The sequence below is a fragment of the Brevibacillus sp. SKDU10 genome (genome assembly GCF_001645205.1).
Taxonomy (GTDB): Bacteria; Bacillota; Bacilli; order Brevibacillales; family Brevibacillaceae; genus Brevibacillus_B; species Brevibacillus_B halotolerans.
The window spans coordinates 80,219-100,989 of the sequence record NZ_LSSO01000172.1 but is presented as its reverse complement, the minus strand read 5'-3'; the positions used below and the strand labels follow the sequence as shown (position 1 = coordinate 100,989).

The following is a 20,771-nucleotide window of genomic DNA, read 5'->3' as shown; positions in this document are numbered from 1 at the left end:
AGGGTGCGCATGGGAGAACACGACACTGTATCAATTTTACAAGACGTACGGGAGCGCATGGTCCGAGTGGAAGAAAAGGTCGACCACTTATCGCGTGACCGTGAAAAGCTCGAACAAGTACACGACAAAGCACGGGAAGCACTAGCGTTGGCCCAAGAAAACGCTCGTGACATTGCGGAAATCAAATCGGATTCGCGCCGAAGCTGGGGCGTAATTATCGGGATGGGAACGAGTTTTATCGGGTCCATCCTTATTTATTTTCTAACGAAATGAGGTCGAACATATGACGAAGCAAGAACGGCTAATCTCGCTAATAGCACCGCATGTAGTCGGACGCTATCCGTGCCCGTCCGGCGTTATCGCGCAGCTCATACTAGAGGTCGGATGGGACTTACGGACACCGCGCGATATGGTTACGGGGCACGAGTCGTACAATCTCGGCAATATCAAAGGAACGGGGCCGGCTGGTAGCGTTACGATCTTGACCACGGAATATTATTCGGCGGCGGACGTAGCGAAGGCTCGGGCCAGCGGTGATCTCGTAAAGATACTCGGCACTTCCGGTGCCAAGACGAAGGTACAAGTAAAGGCTCGGTTCCGAGCGTACAACAATTACGGCGAGGCCATCGACGACCATTTCGCTCTGCTGAAGAAACCGCGCTACGTAAATGCGGGCGTGTGGAAAGCGAAGACACCACGGGAGTTTGCGGAGGCAGTCAAACGGGGCGGGTACGCGACTGACCCTAATTACGTTACGTTAATTATGTCGATTGTAAACGGAAATAAGTTAGCCCGTTTTGATAAGCCGGGGGTCCCGGTACCTATAATGAAAATCGAGGAGGCGGTAAGCTTGGCGTTAAAAGAATGGCAATTCGAACTCGCTGATAAGTCGATAGATAATCTCGCGGCACAGGAATTACTGTCGGATGCGGCCGAATGGAAGGAGCGTTTACGGAAGGAGCCGCAGAAGGTAATCGAGGACATGCCGTGGCTGGTCTTCGTACTAGCAGATCGGGTATGGAGAAAGGTAGGTGCATAACGTGGAACTTACGTATGACATCGCGACGTTGGCCGCAATCGTGGCGGCTTTGACTGGAATCGCGAAAGGATTCGGGGTGCCGACGAAGTACGCTCCGTTGGTAGCGATTGTGCTTTCGGGCGTGTTCGTGTTCTTACCGGACGGGGCGCTAAAGACGAATCTATTGACTACGGTTGTGGTCGGACTGACGGCGGCGGGTGCATATTCGTATGTTAAGCCGGACAGTAGCGAGGGGAAAAAGTAGATAGCTCTAGTTAACCTTGAACCAGACTGAATCTAACCATATAAAGAATGACTGCCCACTTATTGGCCTAATGGCTGGTAGGTGGGCGATTTTTTTGTTGCATGTTCCCGTTATGTTCGCATGTAATAGGAACAAATGTTCTACTTCAACAGAGGGCGGCGGTCATTATGCTGGATTTGTTTGTTGAGACGATAAAACCTATCTCTCACACTCAATTAGAGGACGTACAGTATATCATCAACGATTCTATAAACAACAACAGGCCACTATTGGTTATCTGGTCGGATCAATCGGGAGCCCATACGTCATGGGGCTGGATCGCGGCTAATGATAACGAACAAATCAAGCTATTGACGGACTGGAGCTCACATACGATCCGCGTCAATCAAATCGTTGACATCATCGTATCACCTAACCTAGACTTGATAGATTGGCTATGGACGGAGGATGAGTTTTACTATGCAAAAACGAACAAAGATTAACGACCTATTCGGCTCCATGCGTATGGTATTGCCGGAACAACGCGAATGGTATCTAAAGCACCGAAGAGAGCTATCGTTACTACCGAAGCCTGATCTCGATCATGACGAAGTCATGGCGATTAACTATAGGCTGACGGAAAGTAAACGTTATAACATCGAGATAGCCGTTAAGTATTGGCGGGAAGTCTCCGAGAATGGAGGCGAGTTCCTGACGGTGAGGGGCGTTGCCAAGTCGTTTGATACGATTATGAAGCAGGTAAGGATCGAGGAGGAGAACGGGGATTGGACGTGGGTGGATTTCGGGAACATTGCGAGCGTTGTGTGATGTTTTAATTACGGTACGAGTTAAGCCCGGTTGAGGATGTCGGAGGCCACGTTAAAATTACGAGGGGGCAAGTTAGAAATGTACTACCGAATGGAAGCAAACATTCTTCGAAACCTACGGAAATTATGTCCTATATAATGAAAGAAAAATAACACATGGGTGCGTTCCCAAATATTGCAAGGGTGCGCACCTATATGTTAAAATGGGGTTGTTACGAAGAAAGGTCGTTTTTGAGAGCTGACGGAAAATCCCCGCTAAATCAACGTTTGACAACGTTATAACCTGATTAAAACATCGGGATGTGGCGCAGCCAGGTAGCGCGCACCCTTGGGGTGGGTGAGGTCCAGGGTTCGAATCCCTGCATTCCGACCATTTAGAATTTAGGCACTTCTTCAGCATTTCGATGCGAAGAAGTGTTTTTTCGAAAGAACAGCTTTATGCATTCGACCATCTGTATCCTTCCTTCGCTGAAAACGAAATCCAATCAGAAAATCATCCCAATTTAATTAATAAAAAGCTCCACTATAAGGTTGATAAGTTATCATTCTTAGGAGAAATATCAAACCAATTTATATAATCTCTCCCCCTGCCACCTGAATAATCCCTCTCTCTGGATTTTTACAAGGGCTTTTGACCTATAAAAATTATCCGCGTTTAAACGATAAAATAAATAGAAGCAATGAAATGTTTTGTTATAAAGAGGCTGATCATAGGCAAAACGCGAATGTTTTCTGTAAGATGACATGATTACATTCTGAAAAGTATAGCCATTTTGCAAGCTGCCAACAAAAGACTAAAAAGGTTTCCGCTTATGTTTCTATTTTGATTTGTAATAGAATGCAGGTAAAGATTTTCTTATGCCCGGGCCTTTTTTCTCTTGGCTCTATGGAAAGCCTTCCCTTATAATAGAACATAAAAGACAGAGGAGAATGGATGATCTAATTGTGAAAATAGATAGTAATCAGTTTGTTAAGACCCTTGCATCTAATGGGCAATGGACATCAAGTGATGTTACTCAGGTAGCACAATTACAAGGGCTATTGGATAATCAGACAAATCCAAATGGACAAGATCCCTTGTTTTCTGATGTGTTTGAAAATGAACTGCAAAAATATCAGCATGTAATCTCAAAAGAGCAGGTTCTAGCTGAATTAGATGGAACGAAACAGCAAAATAGCTGGAATTCCTCTCTAACTTACTCTTCACCTTCACTTGATCTAACCTCTAATAAGGACGAATCCATGACGTGGGGCCGCCAGCAGATTGTGGATAAAATTGAGCAGGTGAGCAAACGCTTTGGTGTCAACTCTTCCTTGGTCAGAGAGGTGGTCCGCGCCGAGTCTAACTTTAACCCTACTGCTACCTCTCACGCGGGAGCAAAAGGGCTTATGCAGTTAATGGACGATACTGCTCGTAGTGTAGGAGTAAGCAATTCTTACGATCCTGATCAAAATTTGATGGGCGGAACCAAATATTTGAGCAAACTACTAGATCGATATGATGGCAATGTTAAGGTTGCCTTGGCTGCCTATAATGCAGGATCTGGTCGAGTTAGAAGGGCTGGAATTGAGACAGATGAAGACTTTGATCGTCTAGCAGCTAATCTTCCTCAAGAGACACAGCGCTATGTCGCCAAAATAACGACGAAATTGCAAGCGGAAGTTTAGGTAGGGTATAGTAAAGAGGAGAAATTCTCTTAGGGGGACACGTAGATGGAACAACATCAACAACGAAGCGGTGGCAGCCAAGACTTTTTTGTCATTAAAGCAAAAGAAAACGGAGTACATGTTATTGGATTGACCCGCGGCACAGATACACGCTTCCACCATACAGAAAAGCTAGATAAGGGTGAAGTTATGCTAGCCCAATTTACTGAGCATACATCTGCTATCAAGGTACGTGGCAAAGCAATTATTCAAACCAGACATGGAGTTATTGATACAGAGGAATAATGGTAGAAAATGTAGAAGAGAAAGTGACCATAGGTCGCTTTTTTTCTTTTCCGGTATATAAAGTGAAGAAAATGTTGTTGACGTCTATCAGTAAGGATAGTATGATTAAGCTATAAGGAACAAATGATAGAAGTAGGAACAAATGTAACAGGAAATAATGGAATAATTTGTGAAAAGAGCCGCGGGCTAGTTTCGTATGAATGTCATACGATCTAGCCCTTTTTTGTTTAGAAAGGTTGGCTTTTTACACAAAAAAGGGAAGAGAGACAGCTTAGATAGGAGGGAGAATCCACATGTCATTTTTGGAGATGGTGCAAACAGATCATTTGTTTATCTTTCCAAATGAAACCCGCCAAGACGTAATCCTAGAAACCATGGCGAAATCATTATGGAGTAAGGGCTTTGTGCACGAGAGCTATGTAAACGCTGTCAAGGATCGTGAGCAGCATTATCCTACTGGATTGGAGTTGGCTGATGTACATGTGGCTATTCCGCATACGGATGCGTGTCATGTTAAACAGCAGACGATTGCATTGGGTCTTGTGAAACAGGGTACCAAGTTTCAGTGCATGGCAGATGCCAGCAGAACTATTTCAGTCAAGCTTATTATCATGCTAGCGATTGAAAAAAGTGAGGCTCATTTGGAGATGCTGGAAGAAATTATGACGTTCATTCAGGATGGTTCACGCTTGGAGGCACTTAGTCAGGCTAGCACACCAGTAGAATTACTTTCCGTTATCCAACCTGTTAACAGTTACAACCACTAATTTTAGGAGGAATTCATTATGGCAAAGAAAAAAGTTATGGTGATTTGTGGCACAGGTGTAGCAACTTCTACAGTGGTTATGCAGAAATTAAAAACGTTCTTCCAAGAAAAAAGATTAGAGGCTAATTTAGAGCAATCAAAAGTAAGTGATATTTTAAATAAAGGTGACCAGTATGATCTGATTATTTCTACTACAGCAGTTCCGGCTCAGTTACAGGATAAAGTGATTAATGCTGTTCCTTTGTTAACAGGAATTGGTAAAGAAAAAGTGTTTGCTGAAATTGAGAAACGGATGACCGCCGAATAGCCATTTTATTGAGTTAGGGGATGAGGAAATGGAGTATTTACAAAAAATTGTTAATTTAGGGCCAACTGTTGTATTGCCCATCATCATCTTCATTTTTGCAATTCTCTTAAAAACAAAGCCTGGACAGGCATTCCGGGCTGGACTCACTATTGGGATTGGATTTGTTGGGGTCAATCTGATTATCGGATTACTTAGCAGTTCACTCGGTCCTGCCGCTCAAGATATGGTCAAAAATTTGGGAGTGGAGTTAACGATTATTGATGTAGGCTGGCCGGCTAGTTCAGCCATTGCGTTTGGGACAACGATTGGCGCTTTTGCTATCCCGATTGGCCTTGGGGTCAATCTAGCGATGCTTCTTTTCGGACTCACGAAGACATTAAATGTGGATGTTTGGAACCTGTGGCATATCGCGTTTACAGGATCATTGGTAACAGTTATGACTAATAGTGTACCAATGGGGCTATTAACAGCGATTGTTCATGCAATCGTGTTACTTGTACTAGCAGACATGTCTTCAAAACATGTGTCAGAATTTTATGGTTATCAGGGCGTTACATTCCCGCATGGTACCTCCACTGCTTTTTATGTGATCGCCATGCCACTCGAAAAATTATGTGACATGATTCCAGGGTTACGCAGCTTAAAAGCAGATCCAGATTCTATCCAAAAACGGATGGGAGTGCTGGGTGAATCAACTGTGTTAGGTCTTATTTTAGGTATTATTATTGGTCTTTTAGCTGGATGGAGTGTCAAGGATGTTTTAACCTTAGGGGTAAATACAGCCGCTGTGATGCTACTGTTACCTCGAATGGTAGCTGTTCTTATGGAAGGGCTGTTGCCAGTATCAGAAGCGGCTTCAGAATTTGTTCGCAGTAAGTTTCCAGATCGCGAAGTAAATATTGGGATGGACTCTGCGCTAGCTGTAGGACATCCAGCCGCTATAGCTTCATCGTTAATTATGATCCCTATAGTGCTGGCATTAGCCGTACTTCTGCCTGGGAATAAGGTATTACCCTTCGGAGATTTAGCGACCATTCCGTTTATTGTCTGCTTAATGGTTCCTGTGTTTAAAGGAAACGTAGTACGTACGGTTCTGGGTTCGACGATCGCTCTGGGAGTAGGTTTATTATTAGCTACCTACGTATCTCCGCTCATTACTACCGCGGCAACTATGGCAGGGTTTAAATTCCCTGAAGGTGCTGCTGCAATTTCTTCCTTGGTCGATGGTGCCGTTCCTACCACAGCATTATTTGTTTTTGGGGCTAAGCTGGGTTACTTTGGTATCATTGGTATTGGCGTTATTGCCATAGGTACAGCCATTTATCGAAGACGACGGGAAAAAAGAGAGATACTACAACAACGCGAGATGTGATAAAAATAAAATAACGAAAGATCACTTGTTCCTTTAGATCATAAGTAAGGTTAACCAGGAGAGCATAATCTCCTGGTTCGTCTACGTTTGTCTCGCACTTTTGTGCCTGTGAAGAACAATTTCTGCCATTGGTATAGATTGAGTGATCGGTGTGGATCAATCTCCATAAATGAAAGGAATTGTGAGCAATTGTCAGGGATTCTGCTAAAAAGGGAAGGAATGGTGGCAAATGAAGAGACAGTTACTACAGATTGTAAAGGATGAAGATCCCAAAAATCCGCTGACTGACGAAGAGATTGCCGGAAAATTAGGAATTAGGAGGGATAAATGTACGTTGTTGCGTCAACAGCTTCAAATCCCTGATTCCCGCAAACGGCGGTTACCATTGCTACTAGCAGAAATGAATCGGATTTTAAAGGAGCATTCACAGATATCCGATCGCAAGCTAACAGGAGAGCTACGTAAAATAGGTTTTGAAATATCAAAATTTACTGTGATGAATTTACGGAAAGAACAGCAGGAAGATTGGCAAGAGATGCCTTTGGCTACCGGAACTAATACTTCTTTAGGCAAAGAACGGTCAGTACACCGAAAACTGCGTCAGTTTGCTGATTTGATCGAGAGCGATGGCTTTCTATTACCATTTGTCCAACAGGTGAAGGCAGTCATCTTATATCCGTACCAAAAGCTCCCCATTTTATTTCAGGGAGAAAAGGGAACAGGAAAGCGAGCTATAGCAGAAGCCGCTTTTTCCTTTGCAAAACAAGAGAAACAACTGAAATCAGAAGCCATTTTTACAGAAATAGATATACGCGAAATGACGGAAGACCCATTATTTGAGCAACGGATCTACGATACATTAAGTAGCTATAAAGATGTAGGTGGGGCATTGTATATTCGGGAAATTCAGCTTTTATCTCTTGAGTCTATAGAAACGGTGCTTAAGCGTGTACGAGAGATGGACTCACCCGTATTCATTTTTGCGTCCAGCACAAATACAGCAGGTTGGGATAATCCTGACTTACTGCATCGACTGTTTCCCATTCAGGTTCACTTGCCATCCTTAGCTTCATGGCCGAGAGAGTCACAGCTTCGGTTAATTGATGATATGATTCAGCAGCAAGCACAACAAGCGGGGTGCCCGATTCATAAGGATAAATGCGGCGAGCGTAAAAAACTGATGAATGGGTATACGGGGAACATTACGCAGCTACAAGCAGACATTCGCGCTTTTGTTTGTCACGAATTAATAGACTGGTTAGTTGAACATCTTTCTCCTGTCCAAGGTGATGAAAGAACAACACGAAGCGCTCTAACAGCATTAGCTCCTGACTCCATTTATCATTGGCTGCACATTCGATTTGCACAAATGAATCAACAGGGAGTTCGGCCTGAATTAATTCGACTCCGATTACAGCAGGAATGCCGTGAACGATTAAGAGATGACAGTGGAAAACGTAAATCAGAAGCCGAACGTGCACGTAGTTTAAGTATTTTTGTCGGAGAAAAGGTCATGCAAATGGTAGAGCAAATGCTATGGATTGCAGAAAAGCACCTCGTACTCGATCATGAAAAACTAGTAATGGCTCTTGCTTTGCATGTAAAAGGAATGCTAGAACGTTATCAGGTTACAGAGCCAAATCAGATATATCATGGGGATCAAAAAAGCGAAGCAGCTTCCTCCTACCTTTCTATGGAGTGGATTGTTGCTCAGGAGATGGCAGAGGTAATCAAAAGCACGTGGGGAATTAGCATTACGAAGGCAGAAACAGAAATGCTGGCTCGCTATGTAAAGCATTGCACCCTCATTGAAAAAAATTCACCAACTGTAGGTATGGTGTTGGTTTCATACGGCAGTATTGCTGAGAGTATGGCAGAACAATTGCATTCTTTATTTGGACAGCATCACATTCAAGCAGTTAGTCTCTCTGTAGATGATTCGGAGGAGCGCTTTTTGTCCAAAGTTAGCTCTGCGATTAAACGCGCAGATCATGGCATGGGAGTCGTTGTCTTGGCAGATGCGGGACGGATGGTAGGCAGTGAAGAGATTTGGCGAGAACATGTTCAAGTCGAAACATTGATATTTGCCCCCTTGAGCTTGCCATTTGCCATGGAGGTTATGCGCCGGTGTTTATATGCACCAAAGTCATTGTCTCATGTCGCGCAGGAAATTGTTCAATGGCGTATGCCTGTTTCTCCTTTTTTAGATGAGTGGAAAATAGTGAAACCCAAAGCGTTGATGTTGGTATGCTTGACTGGGGAAGGGGCAGCACGTCAGCTTGGACAAATTGTGAGCGAGCATGTCGGTGATCGTGGTGGTGATTTGCATTATTTATTTGCTAATACTCATACGGTACGCTCCTCCTATACAAAGTGGAAAGAGGAATATCATATTTTAGCTGTTGCAGGCACGATTGATCCATTGGTAGAGGGACTGCCATTCATCTCCTTACAGCATTTAATTGAGGGAAGTGGATTTTCGTTTTTAGATCGCTTGTTAATGGTCGGGGATTTGACCGTTGGACAAGCTTCTGTTGACCAACGAACACCGCTACACATGCAGGATTTAATAATGACCGACCTTATTTTTTCTGCTTGCAACATTTCGAATAAAAAGGAAGCCATTCTATTTCTTGCTAACAAGCTAGTAGAAAAAGGCTATGTAAAACCCGAATTCGTGCAAAAGGTGTGGGAACGAGAAAAGCTTGGGGCAACATCACTCGCAGGTGGTATTGCTATCCCGCATGCAGAACCTGCTCAGACTATCAATCCTGCCATTGCCATTTTGCAATTGGCTCACCCTCTGGAGTGGGAACCGGGAATTCAGGTAGACTGGGTGATCATGCTGGCAGTTAATGATACATGCCAATTTGCTGTGGAAGAATTAATGGAAGCATTGGAAGAACCAGCGAATATCCAGAAGATTACAACCAGAGGTGGGGAGGAAGGGAGATGGAATCAATGAAAAGTGTGACTCCTGGTACAAAAATATATAAATTGTTTGAGCACGATAAATTTGTATGTGAGGGTACGGAAGAAGTATTTCTCATTTCCATTGAAAAATTGACCAAGGAGGAGTTTAAAAAAAGATTGGAAGAAAACCCAAAGCTGCTAGACGGATAGACAGCGCAGAAAGTAATAGTTGACGGATATAAAAAAAGAAGTAAAATAAAGATGTAGAACAAATGTAATCAATAAGAACAAATGTAAAAAGGGGCCTTGGGCCGAATGCTTCCCTGTGTGGAGGTATTCGGCCTTTTGTTTTTTTAAAGAGCAAAGGAGGTTACAACATGACTACTGCCTGGCAATTACCTAAGATGATTACGGAGGGAAAGTTGGTTGAATTATTACATCAAATGTGGGTCATACGCTTTTTTGATGAAAAGGTGGATGAATTTTTCGCAAAAGGATTAATTCACGGAACAACCCATCTATGTGTCGGACAAGAGGCAACGGCGGCAGGTGCAATCGCTGTGCTTCAACCAGCGGATAAAATTACGAGTACGCACCGAGGTCATGGTCACTGCATTGCCAAAGGTGCTGATGTTAATAAAATGATGGCTGAACTATTTGGCCGTGAAACAGGATATTGCAAGGGAAAAGGCGGATCAATGCATATTGCCGATGTAGAGAAAGGCAATTTAGGCGCGAATGGAATCGTCGGTGGCGGTATCCCTATTGCAGTTGGAGCGGCGCTTACCTCACAAATGAAGAAGCTAGGCTATGTTACAATCAGTTTTTTTGGCGATGGAGCGAGCAATGAAGGCAGCTTTCATGAATCACTAAATATGGCGTCCATCTGGAAATTGCCAGTTATCTTTTTCTGTGAAAATAATCAATATGGAATGTCTGGTCCTGTAACGGAAATGGTGAATATTGAAAATATTGCGGATCGGTCAAAAGCATATGGTATTCCTGGTGTAGTAGTAGATGGAAACGATCTTTTGGCAGTCATGAATGCTGTAGCAGAGGCAGCAGAACGAGCTCGGCGTGGTGAAGGACCTACTTTAATTGAAGCCAAAACATATCGTTATAAAGGTCACTCCAAGAGTGATGCGAAAAAATATCGGACCCGTGAAGAAGAGCTGGATTGGCGGAAAAATCGCGATTGCATCAAAAGATTACAGGATGTCTTGATAGAAAAAGGCCTGCTTACACAAGAACAGGCCAAAGAAATAGAACAGCAGGCAAAGAAGGAGATCGAGGACGCAGTGATGTTTGCAGAAAAAAGCCCGATGCCTTCTCTAGATACGTTGGAAGAAGACGTCTACGCATAACGGATAAATAAAGAAGGAAGGGAACCTCATGAGAGAGATTACGTACTTAGAAGCGGTCCGAGAAGCGATGAGTCAGGAGATGCGTGTCAATCCAGATGTTTTTTTGATGGGAGAAGACATTGGAGTATACGGAGGAGCGTTTGGGGTGTCGCGTGGGATGATTGAAGAATTTGGTCCAGAGCGAATCCGCAACACACCGATTTCCGAAGCAGCGATTGCAGGAGCTGCTGTCGGAGCCGCTATGACTGGCATGCGACCCATCATGGAGCTACAATTCTCTGACTTCATAACCATTGCAATGGATCAGTTGGTAAATCAGGCTGCGAAAAATAGCTACATGTTTGGCGGGAAAGGGGGGGTACCGATGGTCGTTCGTACACCATCCGGTTCGGGTACAGGTGCCGCGGCGCAGCATACACAAAGCTTGGAGGCGTGGATGGCCCATATTCCCGGGCTTAAAGTGGTCCAGCCCTCAACTGCTTATGATGTAAAGGGGTTATTAAAGGCAGCCATCGACGATCATAACCCAGTGATTTTTTATGAACACAAGCTCCTCTATAAAACATCGGGGCATGTCCCAGAAGAATCATACAGTATTCCGCTTGGTGTGGCAGATGTTAAACGTGAAGGCACAGACGTAACAATCGTAGCCACTGCTATTATGATACACAAAGCATTAGAAGCAGCCGCCGAATTAGAAAAGGAAGGCATCTCTGTGGAAGTTATCGATCCACGAACATTGGTGCCATTAGATACCGACACCATTATTCGGTCAGTGAAGAAAACAGGAAAGCTGATTGTGGTTCATGAAGCGGTCAAGTTCGGCGGATTCGGCGGAGAGATTGTCAGCATGATTGCCGAGAGTGAAGCCTTCGATTATGTAGATGCCCCTATTAGACGATTGGGCGGTAAGTGGATACCAATGCCTTATAATCCAGTTTTAGAAAAGGCGGCAATCCCGCAGGTGCCTGATATTATACAAGCAGTAAAAGACACAGTGGCACATCGTTAGAAGGGGGAGAGGAACATGGCAACAGGAATCTTCATGCCTAAGCTTAGTATGACAATGGAGACGGGAACCATTTTGCAATGGTTTAAAAAAGAGGGAGACCTGGTAGAAGAGGGTGACCTACTACTAGAGGTGATGACAGACAAAATTAACATCGAAGTAGAGGCGTATGCAACAGGTACGTTACTAAAAATTTATGATGATGTGAACGCGATTGTACCTGTACAAAAAATCATCGGGTACATTGGAGAGCTAGGAGAACTAGTTCCAGACACACCGCCAGAGATAGAGGGAGAAGAAACACTTGCTGATGTAAACAAAGCTAGTGAGGAGAGCGAAGCAAAAAGAGAGACTTCTGCTTCTGAAGATGAAGCGAATAAAGTGCGGGCTACACCAGCGGCTCGACGTCTTTCACGAGAAAACGGTGTCGCATTACATGAGATGAAAGGGCGTGGAACAAATGGGCGCATTCATGCCGAAGATGTAGAAGCTTATGTTAAGCATGATCAAGAGAGAATGGTGACACCTCTAGCGAAAAAAATCGCCTCGAACACGGGAGTTCAGCTAAACAGCATACAGGGATCAGGTGCTAATGGAAAAATTACAAAGCATGATGTTCTACAAGCTCCTCCTAATCGTTTGCAAGTAGCTATGAACAGAGCAAACAGCACAAAATCATCTGTGGAGTTATCTCGTGTGAAATTGGAGGGGATGCGTAAGGTTATCTCTGAGCGAATGATCCGAAGTGTGACTACAGCACCGCATGTCACGCTAGTAACGGAAGTAGATATGAGCAATGCAATCAAGCTTCGCAAAAGCTTACTCCCAGTGATTGAGAATCAGACAGGATATCGGTTGTCGTATACAGAGATCGTCATGAAAGCGGTTGCGATAGCATTGCGTCAACATCCACAGATGAATGCTTCCGTTGAAGGTGACTACATTCTCTATAAACAGGAAGTGAACACGGGTCTTGCAGTTTCAGTACCAAACGGTCTAATGGTGCCCGTTGTCAAACATGCTGATCAGAAAGGCTTAGCGACATTAACGACAGAGTGTAAAGAGCTGGGGCGATTAGCAAGAGAAGCTAAATTGCTGCCTGATCAGATGCAGGGAGGCACCTTTACCATTAGCAATCTTGGAATGTACGACATTGATGCCTTTACACCCATTATTAATCAGCCAGAGGTTGCCATTTTAGGGGTTGGCCGTATTACGGAAAAAGCAGTTGGGATTCACGGAGAGTTAAAACTTCGTCCGCAGATGACTTTGAGCCTTTCCTTTGACCATCGGATCGTGGATGGAGCACCAGCAGCAGAATTTTTGCAAAGTATAAAACGCTCTCTTGAAGAACCATATCAGCTACTAGTCTAGGGGGAACAGCCATGAAAACCTACGATATTGTTGTCATCGGGGGAGGACCGGGCGGATACGTAGCGGCCATTCGCGCGTCAAAAGAAGGAAAGAAGGTGGCACTTATAGAGCAGGAACATTTGGGAGGAACCTGCTTGAATCGAGGATGTATTCCATCTAAAGCATTATTGAAGCATGCTGAAATGATTCATGCTATCAGAGATGCGCCCAAATACGGAATTGAGGTAGGAGAAATGAGGCTCTCCTTACCAAAAATGATGCAGAGAAAAAATCAGGTTATTAATCAGCTCCGTGGAGGAATTGCCCATCTATTGCGAACGGGAAAAATTGATTTCTATCATGGTAAGGGTGAGATTCAACCAGACCAGATCGTGGAAATTACGGGTGATAAACCAGAGAGAATGAAGGCCGGGTCAATCATTATTGCGACAGGCTCCTCTCCAGCCGTACCTCCGATTGAAGGATTAGATCAGGTAGCATATCACACAAGCGATACCATTTTTGATTTAGAAGAAATTCCTGCGTCTCTTGCAATTATTGGTGGTGGTGTTATTGGTGTAGAGTTTGCCAGCATTTTTGAAAGTTTGGGAACAAAGGTAACAATCATTGAAATGGCAGATCGCATTCTGGCTACTGAAGATGAAATGGCTTCACAGGTAGTAACAAAACATGTAGGCAAAATGGGAATTACGATTCTAACCAAGGCGAAAGTAGCTGCGGTGAAAGCCCTTGGCTCGCAAAAACAGCTTATTATCTACAATGAAGCTGGAGCAAAACAGGAGGTCGTAGCCGAAAAAATACTAGTCGCAATTGGACGTCGACCGAATCTGTCGGCATCTGATAACCTATCACTTGATACGGATGGTCCATTTATTAAAGTTAATGCACGTATGGAAACAAGTGTACCAAATCTATATGCAATAGGTGACGTGGTTGGCAATTGGCAATTGGCTCATGTAGCAAGTGCAGAAGGAATTGTAGCTGCTCTGAATGCGACAGGGCACGCTAAAGATATGGAATACCATATCGTACCAAGATGCATCTACACCTACCCTGAGATAGCAAGTGTAGGGCTAAGCGAGCGTGAAGCAAAAGAAAAAGGCTTTCAGGTAAAAACATCAATATATCAGCTCGCGGTAAACGGTAAGGCCTTAGCAAGCGGCCAAGCAGGAGGCTTTGTAAAGCTGATTGCAGATGAGACCTACGGGGAAATAGTAGGGGCTGTGATGGTCGGGCCACATGTGACTGAGATGATTTCACAAATTTCTGCTTATATGCAGTTGGAAGGTACCGTTGAAGAAATGGCAAATTTGATTTTTCCACATCCAACTGTATCAGAAGCATTACTTGAAGCGGCCAGCGATTGGCTAGGAAAAGGTATCCATTCGTAAAAGCTTGATATCTGTAGAGCAGCTTACATGGGACAATGGGACACAACTTGAAAGAAGAACTGGGGACGCCCTTCCTCAGTTCTTTTTTGCTCCTCTTATCTTAGTGATTTATGGATTGCTTACGATGGTACAGGAATTTGTAATCTTTTTCGCGCTCCTATGCGTTTATGTTTATAATAGATGAAGGATGATAGATGTAAGAGAGGTGAGACAATGGATTGGGCTGAGAAAAGGGAACTCGTGCGCGTCGCTAAACTATATTATTTTCAAGGACTAACCCAAGCAGAAATCTCTAAAAAGATCGGGGTTTCCCGCCCTGTAATATCCAAACTCCTACAAAAAGCAAAAGATGCTGGAATTGTAGAGATCATTATTAAAGATGAAACTGTAAACGTAGTGGAGATTGAACAAAAGCTAGAAGAAATGTTTTCTTTAGATGAAGCTATTGTTGTGCCTGTGAACGGAATAGAGAATCAGGAATTAATCAAGCAGCTAGTAGCTAAGGAAGCAGCCATGCATCTATCTAAATTGGCTAAAAATGTCAAGAGCATCGGATTATCATGGGGGACTACCCTATATCATATGGTAAATGAATACCCGTACGAACGAAATCCAGAAATGATGGTGTACCCTCTAGTCGGAGGGACAGGACGAAAGCACGTAGAAATCCATTCTAACCAATTAGCCTATGAACTCTCAAAACGAATGGGAGCAAACTGTGAATTTTTATATGCGCCGGCATTGGTAGAAACAGTAGAGCTCAAGGAACAGATTCTACAATCAGAATCCATTCGAGTTTTACTAGATCAAATTCGCAAGGTGGAAATTGCCCTGTTAGGAATCGGTTTTCTGGAAGAATCAACATTGTTTAACATGGGATATTTAAAAGAAGAGGAAATGGAAGAGCTAAAGCAAAATCAAGCTGTAGGGGATATAGGCTCCCGCTTTATCGACAAGGATGGCAAACAGATTCATATACCATTGAACAATCGTGTTATTGGGATTGACCTGCCCGATTTATTTCAGATTCCCACTGTTATTGCAGTGGCGACTGGGTTAGCGAAATTGACAGCAATTAGGGCTGCTTTACGTGGTGGTTATTTCCATAAATTGTTTGTAGATGAGCGTACAGCTAGAGAATTAATTGCTAAATCTGATGATAAAGGCAACAGTGAGGAGTAAGGAGGGAACGGGTTTGGAAGAGACAGTGATTGAAACAGAACTCTACTGCATAACTTGTCTTGGTCAAGCACCGCACACCGTCACATATGTACATGATATTTTATATATGGTTAAATGTGAGCAGTGTGGAAAAGAGAGCGTTATGGAACCAGATTTGTTGAAAGAAATTTATTCGCAGTATGTTGATCGAATTATTTCGAAGCCACAACGGATCACTCAGGAATTCAGAGAAGATTTGAGTCATTTCATCTCAACCATGCCGTACCGTGTCATCAGCAAACCATTTCGTACGTATAAGGAGCTAAAGGGTATTTTCCGCTATAGAAAAAAAGGCTACACTGATTCATCAAAGATAGATAAATAAGAGAAATCGTTTCTACTCCTTCGAAGGTATCACCAGCATTTTTCTCCCTGGCAGGCATAGCCTGCTTTTTTCTTTTGTAGAATGGAAAAAAGGGGGAATGCATAAAATGCCACGGCGATTTTTATTTGCAATGATGATCTCAGTAGGTTTATCTCTGATGCTGTCAGTTTTGCCGGTTTTTACAAAAAAAGGACCTGTCGCTGACGTCCCAACCTTTCGAGAATTTCCTAGACTCACAGTAAGTTCACACAATCTTGTGGATTTATTTACTTTACTGGAAACTCATTATAAGATAAGTCATGTAGAGTGGGATCAGCCTTCCATCATGCTCACGCTGTCCTTACCTGAAGACCACAAGAAAGTAAATGACCTCATGTATCATGATGCCTATTCAATTGTTTATGTACTGATGAATAAGACGACGAATGTTAAGCATGTCACCCTCCAATTCACTAGATCCAATGAACAACAAGCACAAAGCCCAGCTACGCTTCTGATCCAAGCAGATCGAGCCCAAATGGGACAAGAAGATAAATGGAAAAGCCCAACTGAACTAAGCGATGCAGAGCAGTATGTAAAGGAGCATTTTTTTGTTAAAGAAGCAACTTGATTACAGCAGAAAATTATTCCTTCCTTTAAAAGTGTGATATACTGTATGGCGATGGATTACTGCGTACCATTTTTTTGTGTTCAAAAACATTACATTCTTTGTAAAAAATGGGGACAGTGATGGAGCTTCAACGCTTTAAATGGAGGAGGCATAATGGGCACAGATCGAAATGCATATTCACAGGAATTAAAAGCTATCATCGAAGAAATTCAAGGTCGAATACAACAAACATATATTCAACAATATGTGGATGTCCCAGCTCTGGCTGAAAATCGACTCGCTCTCTTATTCTTCTTTTTACATGAGAACGGCTTCACAAAAGAACGAGCTCATCTACTCTCGGTAGCGACTGGGTTAGTACAATTGGGCATTGATACACATGAAACCGTACGGAATCATTATGAAAAAACGCTGGTTTCCGAACGTAATAGACAGTTAACCGTTTTAGCGGGGGATTACTACAGTAGTCTTTACTATAATATGCTCGCAGACGCTAATGAGATTGAAGCAATTCAAGTTTTGGCTGTAGGTAACCAATTTGCTCACGAAACGAAAATGAAGCTATATATTGCTCAGAAAGAAAATAAATTGACACAGGAGACGTATCTTACCTTGCGCAAAAAGATTGATACGGCTCTTTATGTAGCTTTTGTAGACAAATATGCAAAAAATGACTCTGTACGTGAATTTTGGACCAGCTTGTTTGAACAGACCTCAGCCTTTGAACAACTGATCGGGGAATGGGAGCAGTTGCAATGGCAAGAGCAAGCTCCAAACGGCTTAACACAATTTTTGCTACAGAAGCCAGGCTCTACAATCGCCAATGCAGTCGAAATGATTGAAGGGAAAGTCATGGAATTATTGCATATCTGTGAGCAATTGATCGTTACCTTAAAATCGGGCGACACACAAAGCGAGTTAGCGTGGATGACTTCCCGCTATACAAATCGCGTACAACGGTTAAAGCGGGCAGAGGAGATGTAGGCTTTGAACACAAATGGACAACCATCGAAGGCGGAATATGTACATTCCGTTTTTGAGAGCATCGCGAACGAATATGACCGTATGAATAATGTCATCAGTTTTGGCAGCCATTCATCATGGCGCAAGTATACGATGAACCAAATGCAGGTGAAGCCAGGAGATGCTTGTCTGGATGTTGCGTGCGGGACTTGCGATTGGACAATTAGCTTGGCCAAAACAGTAGGTCCTAATGGGAAAGTAGTAGGGCTTGATTTTAGTCAAAATATGTTGAATGTAGGAGCGTACAAGGTCGAAAAGGAAGGGCTAAGTCAAGTGCAATTAGTGAATGCTGATGCCATGAAAATGCCCTTTGAAGATAATACGTTTGATTTTGTTACGATTGGATTTGCCCTACGCAACGTGCCCGATGTGCAAACGGTGCTTAACGAGATGACACGCGTGGTAAAGCCAGGGGGCAAGGTTGTGTCTTTAGAGGTATCGAAGCCACCATTTATCCCATATCGTAAGTTATTTTATCTTTATTTCTATAAAATGCTGCCAATTGTTGCTAAAATGGTAATCAATAAGTATGAGGAATACGCTTGGTTACCTCAGTCCCTTACGAATTTTCCAGATAGTAAAGAGCTGGCTGAGATGTTTAGAAGAGCGGGGCTTGATCATGTACAGGTAAAATTGTTTATGGGCGGTGTCTCTGCCCTGCATATCGGTACGAAAAATCCATAGCCTATCCGCAAAATAGAATGGAAGTGCAAGTCAAAATGGTCTTTAATAAAGTGAAAATCATTCTCGAAATGATTAAATTTGAACATAGTATTTTTGCGTTGCCATTTGCTTTTATTGGGGCAGTACTAGGCAATATAATTATAGAAGGTACATGGCCTACCTGGGCAGAAATCTTCTGGGTTACGATAGCGATGGTAGCGGCAAGAAGCGCAGCGATGTCACTAAATCGTTTGATAGACCGTGTCATTGATGCAAAAAACCCGCGAACAGCGAAGCGTGCCATTCCGGCAGGATTGCTGTCTGTCACTGAAGTGCTTCTTTTTATTATTGTTTCTTTCTTGGTCTTATTCGTTGCTGCATGGCAACTAAACCCATTAGCAGTTAAGCTTTTACCACTTGCAGTCTTTGTATTAGTCTTATATTCCTATTGCAAACGATTTACGTGGCTCTGCCATTTTATCTTAGGTGTAGCCCTTGGCTTCGGGCCATTGGGCGGTTGGATTGCAACCACGGGTCAAGTAAATGGAACGGCAATGCTATTGTTCTTTACAGTCATGATCTGGACAGCCGGTTTTGATATTATCTATGCTTGTCAGGATACAGAGTTCGATGTTAAAGAAGGTCTCTACTCTGTCCCTAGTCGGTTTGGAATTAAGAATGCACTGATAATTGCTCGCTTCTGTCATTTGTTAACCATTCTAGGTCTTCTCCTGATGTATATGACGACTAATCTATCCGTATGGTTTCTTGTCGGCATTATTGCTGGGGCAGCGATTTTATTCTATGAACACAGTCAAGTTAAACATAACGACCTGTCTAAAATTGAAATTGCTTTCTTTGCAATGAATGGCATTTTTAGCGTAGTGATATGCTGCTTTACTGTTCTGGACTTGGTGATTCTATGAAAAAGATGAAACTAGGGGTAGGCATAACAGGAGCAAGTGGTGCAAAATATGGAATTCGACTAGTTGAAGAATTGCTAAGAGCTGGACATACGGTTCACTTGATGATAACAGAAGCTGGTTGGCAGGTTTTTCATGATGAATTGGATTTTGCACCTGCTGTGGATGAACGTGAGACGTTTTTACAAGGGTATTTTGAGAAATGCTCCGCAGGCGAGCTTCATTATTGGACGTTGCGAGATTTTAATTGTCCAATGGCGAGTGGCTCGTATAAGAGTGATGGGATGATTATTATCCCGTGTTCGATGGGAACACTTTCGGGTATTGCTCACGGTGCTTCCGGCAATTTATTAGAACGCTGTGCTGATGTAATGATTAAAGAGGGACGCAAGCTCGTGCTGGTCCCACGTGAAACACCCTTTAACGCGCTACATCTAGAAAATATGCTGAAACTAAGCCGTATCGGAGTCAAGATTCTCCCTGCGATGCCTGGTTTCTATCAACGCCCGCAAACACTTGATGACCTAGTGAATTTCGTGGTTGGCAAAGCACTTGACCAACTTGATGTGGAAAATCATTTGTTTACGAGATGGGGAGAGGGCCATGAGTAAAAGACAACTACAGGTCGGACAGATCTTATATACAAACACGCTTCCTGTCTATTTTTATGTAAATTTAGACCGCTTTTTGGGGAAAGCTGATTTTATCCAGCAATATCCTGCACAATTAAATAAAGCAATGGCAGAGGGGATCATTGACGTAGGTCCTATATCCTCCTTCAGCTACGCGGAACATGAAGATCAATATGTGTTAATGCCAGATGTATGTGTTGGTGCCAAAGGTCCTGTAGGTTCTATTTTCTTATTTAGTAAACGTCCGATTGATCAACTGGATCAAGCTCGCATTGCATTAACGAATACCTCTGCTACCTCTGTTAATTTGTTGCGGGTTATATTGGAAAAATTTAAGGGTATGAGCCCTGAATACACCACAATGCGCCCTGATATCAAGTCGATGATGGAGGAACACGATGCTTCCCTGCTAATTGGAGATGAAGCAATTCTAGCCCGTCAGCAGGATCTGGGATATTATGTGTACGATTTAGGACAGCTTTGGTATGAGCATACAGGATACCCAATGACGTTTGCTGTATGGGCCATTCGGAGAGAAGCTGTTGAAACACATGGTAAATTGTTGCATCAGCTTCATGAGGAATTTGTACGTAGCAAAAACAAGAGTCATGCCGATTGTAGTGAGATCGTTCAGTATGCTCACCAGCATTTTGGTGGCGACGTATCTTTCTGGGAAGGGTATTTTACTGGACTCATTCATGATTTTACGCAGGAACAAATTATGGGATTGGAACATTACTATGCTTGCACGGCTGATCTTGGTCTATTGCCCAAGCCGGTGAAAGTAGCATTTTGGGCAACGGACAACATTACTACTATGTCAACGAGTTAGGTGG

At 43.2% G+C, this 20,771-nt stretch carries 24 protein-coding genes and 1 tRNA gene; all 25 read left to right on the top strand.

The genetic code is table 11. From position 1 onward, the window contains the following. Positions 1 to 9 precede the first annotated feature (9 nt). The 25 genes from AYJ08_RS15540 to AYJ08_RS15425 all read left to right on the top strand — a co-directional run bounded on the left by AYJ08_RS15540 (position 10) and on the right by AYJ08_RS15425 (position 20,767). Complete coding sequence (locus AYJ08_RS15540; RefSeq protein ID WP_003341744.1) at positions 10 to 273, top strand: hemolysin XhlA family protein; 264 nt, start codon at positions 10 to 12, stop codon at positions 271 to 273. A gap of 10 nt (positions 274 to 283) precedes the next feature. Next, complete coding sequence (locus tag AYJ08_RS15535; protein WP_064018486.1) at positions 284 to 1,039, top strand: glycoside hydrolase family 73 protein; 756 nt, start codon at positions 284 to 286, stop codon at positions 1,037 to 1,039. A 76-nt stretch (positions 1,040 to 1,115) separates the two neighbouring features. Then, complete coding sequence (locus AYJ08_RS15530; protein ID WP_231929122.1) at positions 1,116 to 1,283, top strand: hypothetical protein; 168 nt, start codon at positions 1,116 to 1,118, stop codon at positions 1,281 to 1,283. Positions 1,284 to 1,450: 167 nt separating this feature from the next. After that, the gene (locus AYJ08_RS15525; protein WP_231929121.1) at positions 1,451 to 1,765 is read left to right on the top strand and encodes a hypothetical protein; all 315 of its coding nucleotides are present in this window, start codon (positions 1,451 to 1,453) and stop codon (positions 1,763 to 1,765) included. After that, the gene (locus AYJ08_RS15520) at positions 1,743 to 2,090 is read left to right on the top strand and encodes a YolD-like family protein (protein ID WP_064018485.1); all 348 of its coding nucleotides are present in this window, start codon (positions 1,743 to 1,745) and stop codon (positions 2,088 to 2,090) included. The genes AYJ08_RS15525 and AYJ08_RS15520 overlap by 23 nt, the downstream gene beginning before the upstream one ends. 295 nt (positions 2,091 to 2,385) lie before the next feature. Beyond that, positions 2,386 to 2,462, top strand: a tRNA-Pro gene (locus AYJ08_RS15515). Between the two features lie 557 nt (positions 2,463 to 3,019). Continuing rightward, entirely contained in the window at positions 3,020 to 3,757 is a 738-nt protein-coding gene (locus AYJ08_RS15510) for a lytic transglycosylase domain-containing protein (RefSeq protein WP_064018484.1), read from the top strand. A gap of 45 nt (positions 3,758 to 3,802) precedes the next feature. Next, positions 3,803 to 4,042 carry a trp RNA-binding attenuation protein MtrB gene (gene mtrB, locus AYJ08_RS15505; protein WP_003338534.1) on the top strand — a complete coding sequence of 80 codons (240 nt, stop codon included), beginning with the start codon at positions 3,803 to 3,805 and terminating at the stop codon, positions 4,040 to 4,042. A 293-nt stretch (positions 4,043 to 4,335) separates the two neighbouring features. Then, positions 4,336 to 4,809, top strand: coding sequence for a PTS sugar transporter subunit IIA (locus AYJ08_RS15500; protein WP_064018483.1), 474 nt, complete (start codon positions 4,336 to 4,338; stop codon positions 4,807 to 4,809). A gap of 18 nt (positions 4,810 to 4,827) precedes the next feature. Continuing rightward, on the top strand, positions 4,828 to 5,115 hold the full coding sequence (locus AYJ08_RS15495) for a PTS sugar transporter subunit IIB (RefSeq protein WP_064018482.1): 288 nt from the start codon (positions 4,828 to 4,830) through the stop codon (positions 5,113 to 5,115). Positions 5,116 to 5,143: 28 nt separating this feature from the next. Then, entirely contained in the window at positions 5,144 to 6,487 is a 1,344-nt protein-coding gene (locus tag AYJ08_RS15490) for a PTS galactitol transporter subunit IIC (RefSeq protein WP_064018481.1), read from the top strand. Positions 6,488 to 6,716: 229 nt separating this feature from the next. Next, complete coding sequence (locus tag AYJ08_RS15485; protein WP_064018480.1) at positions 6,717 to 9,452, top strand: PTS sugar transporter subunit IIA; 2,736 nt, start codon at positions 6,717 to 6,719, stop codon at positions 9,450 to 9,452. Then, the gene (locus AYJ08_RS24035; protein ID WP_197490700.1) at positions 9,440 to 9,610 is read left to right on the top strand and encodes a hypothetical protein; all 171 of its coding nucleotides are present in this window, start codon (positions 9,440 to 9,442) and stop codon (positions 9,608 to 9,610) included. The genes AYJ08_RS15485 and AYJ08_RS24035 overlap by 13 nt, the downstream gene beginning before the upstream one ends. A gap of 167 nt (positions 9,611 to 9,777) precedes the next feature. Continuing rightward, positions 9,778 to 10,764 carry a thiamine pyrophosphate-dependent dehydrogenase E1 component subunit alpha gene (locus AYJ08_RS15480; RefSeq protein WP_064018479.1) on the top strand — a complete coding sequence of 329 codons (987 nt, stop codon included), beginning with the start codon at positions 9,778 to 9,780 and terminating at the stop codon, positions 10,762 to 10,764. Positions 10,765 to 10,792: 28 nt separating this feature from the next. Next, positions 10,793 to 11,776, top strand: coding sequence for an alpha-ketoacid dehydrogenase subunit beta (locus tag AYJ08_RS15475; protein ID WP_064018478.1), 984 nt, complete (start codon positions 10,793 to 10,795; stop codon positions 11,774 to 11,776). 15 nt (positions 11,777 to 11,791) lie between these two features. Continuing rightward, entirely contained in the window at positions 11,792 to 13,147 is a 1,356-nt protein-coding gene (locus AYJ08_RS15470) for a 2-oxo acid dehydrogenase subunit E2 (protein ID WP_064018477.1), read from the top strand. 11 nt (positions 13,148 to 13,158) lie between these two features. Continuing rightward, positions 13,159 to 14,538 (top strand): dihydrolipoyl dehydrogenase, encoded by a 1,380-nt coding sequence (gene lpdA / locus AYJ08_RS15465; protein WP_064018476.1) that lies wholly within the window; start codon positions 13,159 to 13,161, stop codon positions 14,536 to 14,538. Positions 14,539 to 14,751: 213 nt separating this feature from the next. Further along, the gene (locus AYJ08_RS15460; RefSeq protein ID WP_064018475.1) at positions 14,752 to 15,720 is read left to right on the top strand and encodes a sugar-binding transcriptional regulator; all 969 of its coding nucleotides are present in this window, start codon (positions 14,752 to 14,754) and stop codon (positions 15,718 to 15,720) included. Positions 15,721 to 15,733: 13 nt separating this feature from the next. After that, positions 15,734 to 16,084 (top strand): hypothetical protein, encoded by a 351-nt coding sequence (locus tag AYJ08_RS24535; protein WP_031414514.1) that lies wholly within the window; start codon positions 15,734 to 15,736, stop codon positions 16,082 to 16,084. A gap of 106 nt (positions 16,085 to 16,190) precedes the next feature. Next, entirely contained in the window at positions 16,191 to 16,694 is a 504-nt protein-coding gene (locus AYJ08_RS15450; protein ID WP_064018474.1) for a hypothetical protein, read from the top strand. A gap of 153 nt (positions 16,695 to 16,847) precedes the next feature. Further along, on the top strand, positions 16,848 to 17,678 hold the full coding sequence (locus AYJ08_RS15445) for a heptaprenyl diphosphate synthase component 1 (RefSeq protein WP_064018473.1): 831 nt from the start codon (positions 16,848 to 16,850) through the stop codon (positions 17,676 to 17,678). Positions 17,679 to 17,681: 3 nt separating this feature from the next. Continuing rightward, positions 17,682 to 18,401 (top strand): demethylmenaquinone methyltransferase, encoded by a 720-nt coding sequence (locus tag AYJ08_RS15440; RefSeq protein WP_064018472.1) that lies wholly within the window; start codon positions 17,682 to 17,684, stop codon positions 18,399 to 18,401. 35 nt (positions 18,402 to 18,436) lie between these two features. Continuing rightward, positions 18,437 to 19,306 (top strand): UbiA-like polyprenyltransferase, encoded by an 870-nt coding sequence (locus AYJ08_RS15435; RefSeq protein WP_064018471.1) that lies wholly within the window; start codon positions 18,437 to 18,439, stop codon positions 19,304 to 19,306. Next, complete coding sequence (locus AYJ08_RS15430; RefSeq protein ID WP_064018470.1) at positions 19,303 to 19,914, top strand: UbiX family flavin prenyltransferase; 612 nt, start codon at positions 19,303 to 19,305, stop codon at positions 19,912 to 19,914. Before AYJ08_RS15435 ends, AYJ08_RS15430 begins: the two co-directional genes overlap by 4 nt. Then, positions 19,907 to 20,767: a menaquinone biosynthesis protein gene (locus tag AYJ08_RS15425; RefSeq protein WP_064018469.1), complete on the top strand. Its 861-nt coding sequence runs from the start codon at positions 19,907 to 19,909 to the stop codon at positions 20,765 to 20,767. The genes AYJ08_RS15430 and AYJ08_RS15425 overlap by 8 nt, the downstream gene beginning before the upstream one ends. The last annotated feature ends 4 nt before the right edge of the window (positions 20,768 to 20,771 follow it).